Annotated in this window: 2 protein-coding genes; one reads left to right on the forward strand and one right to left on the reverse strand. The window is 63.8% G+C overall.

Annotation, left to right across the window (positions count from 1 at the left end):
- Positions 1-731, reverse strand: a 731-nt coding sequence (locus A2I95_RS35175; protein WP_291737202.1) for an AraC family ligand binding domain-containing protein, incomplete at its 3' end; no start/stop codon positions are given.
- 105 nt (positions 732-836) lie between these two features.
- Here A2I95_RS35175 and pobA point away from each other — a divergent pair.
- On the forward strand, positions 837-1802 hold a 966-nt coding region (gene pobA / locus A2I95_RS35180; protein WP_291737204.1), incomplete at its 3' end, for a 4-hydroxybenzoate 3-monooxygenase.

Below are 1802 nucleotides of genomic sequence, written 5' to 3' on the forward strand. Positions count from 1 at the left end.
GTATAGATCAGCAGCCTCCGCGCTTCGCGCAGGACACGGGCACGGACCAGCGCCGAGGCTGGCTGGCCGGTGGCCTGACGGGCGATGCGGTTGAGGTGGGTTGCAGAGACAGCCAGCTCGCAAGCGTAGTCCGCAAGCGGGCGCCGCAGGCGGAAGTCGCGCTCGACCAGAGCCTCAAACCGGGTAAACAGCGGGCTGGCAGGGGCCTGCGGATCCGTTCCTTGGGCGGCAGCGATGGCGCGGGCCGCCAGCGCGGTAACCGACAGCGCCAGCCCTCGCAGCATTTGCGCGCGGCCAAAGTCCTTGCTGCGGTATTCACGGAACAGGCGCGCAGACAAGCTTTGCAGCCCTTGGGGCAAGGGCAGGACGGCAGGCAGATCCAGCGGCGCGCGCATCCCTTCACCCGGTGCCAGGCTTTGATCCAGAAGATCCGACGCCAAGGTGATCACCCAGCCGCCGGTGCCGTTGCCAAAGTGGAAGCCATGCACCACGCCGCGTGGTACATTGATCAGGCAGGGCGGTGGCAGAGAATGCCTGTTTCCGTCAAGATCGGCCTCTCCGGCGCCGCCGGTCAGCACCAGCAGCTGATGCAGCCGGGCATGGCGGTGCGGCCGCAACTCCCAATCATACAGCTCGGACCGGCTGCGGATGGTCTCCACATGAAGGACATCGGCAAGTTCCGCCGTCTCGCCAAACAGGTTGTAGGTGTCGATGAGGGGCTGTGAGGGCATGTGCGAAATGTACAAGCTTTGGCGTGGTGGGTCCATTCGCAAACATGCAGGCGCAGGGCATAATTCACGCTGCACGCACAGGCCGAACAATATTGGGGAACGCGCATGTCCACGCATCAGACGCAGGTTGTCATCATTGGCGGCGGGCCTTCGGGGCTGCTGCTATCGCAGCTGCTCCATTGCAAGGGGATCCGCTCGATTGTGCTGGAAAAGCACACGCGCGAGTATGTCTTGGGCCGGATCCGCGCCGGCGTGCTGGAACACGGCTTTGTCAATCTGATGCGCGAGGCCGGCTGCAGCGGGCGGCTGAACCGCGAAGGGGAGATCCACGCAGGGTTCCATATTGCCCATCAGGGGCGGCTGGACCGGATTGACCTGGCGAAACACACCGGCGGCGAGACGGTAATGGTCTACGGCCAGACCGAGGTGACCCGCGATCTGTATGAGGCGCGCGACGCGATGGGTGGTGAGGTCCTGCATGAGGTGCAGAATGTGCAGACGCATGCGCTGACAGATGCGCGCCCTTATGTGACCTGGGAGCAGGATGGCGCATCACAACGGGCAGACTGCGACTTTATCGTTGGCGCCGACGGCTTTCACGGGGTCAGCCGCAAATCTATTCCGGCGGAGGTGCTGAAGGAATACGAAAAGGTCTATCCCTTCGGCTGGCTAGGGGTTCTGTCGGAAACACCGCCGGTCGCGGAGGAACTGATCTATGCCCGCCATGAACGGGGGTTTGCGTTATGCTCGCTGCGCAGCCGGGTGCTGAGCCGTTACTACATCCAGGTGCCGTTAACGGACCGGGCCGAAGATTGGAGCGACGCAGCCTTCTGGGCAGAGCTGAAGCGCCGGCTGCCGGAACAGGTGGCAGGGCAGTTGGAAACCGGCCCGTCGATCGAGAAATCCATTGCGCCCTTGCGCAGTTTCGTGGCGGAGCCGATGCGGTACGGCAATCTGTTCCTGGCGGGCGACGCCGCCCATATTGTGCCGCCGACCGGCGCCAAGGGGCTGAACTCGGCGGCCTCGGACATCTACTACCTCTACCATGGCTTCCTGGACCACTATCTGCAG

It is taken from the genome of Leisingera sp. F5 (assembly GCF_001593695.1).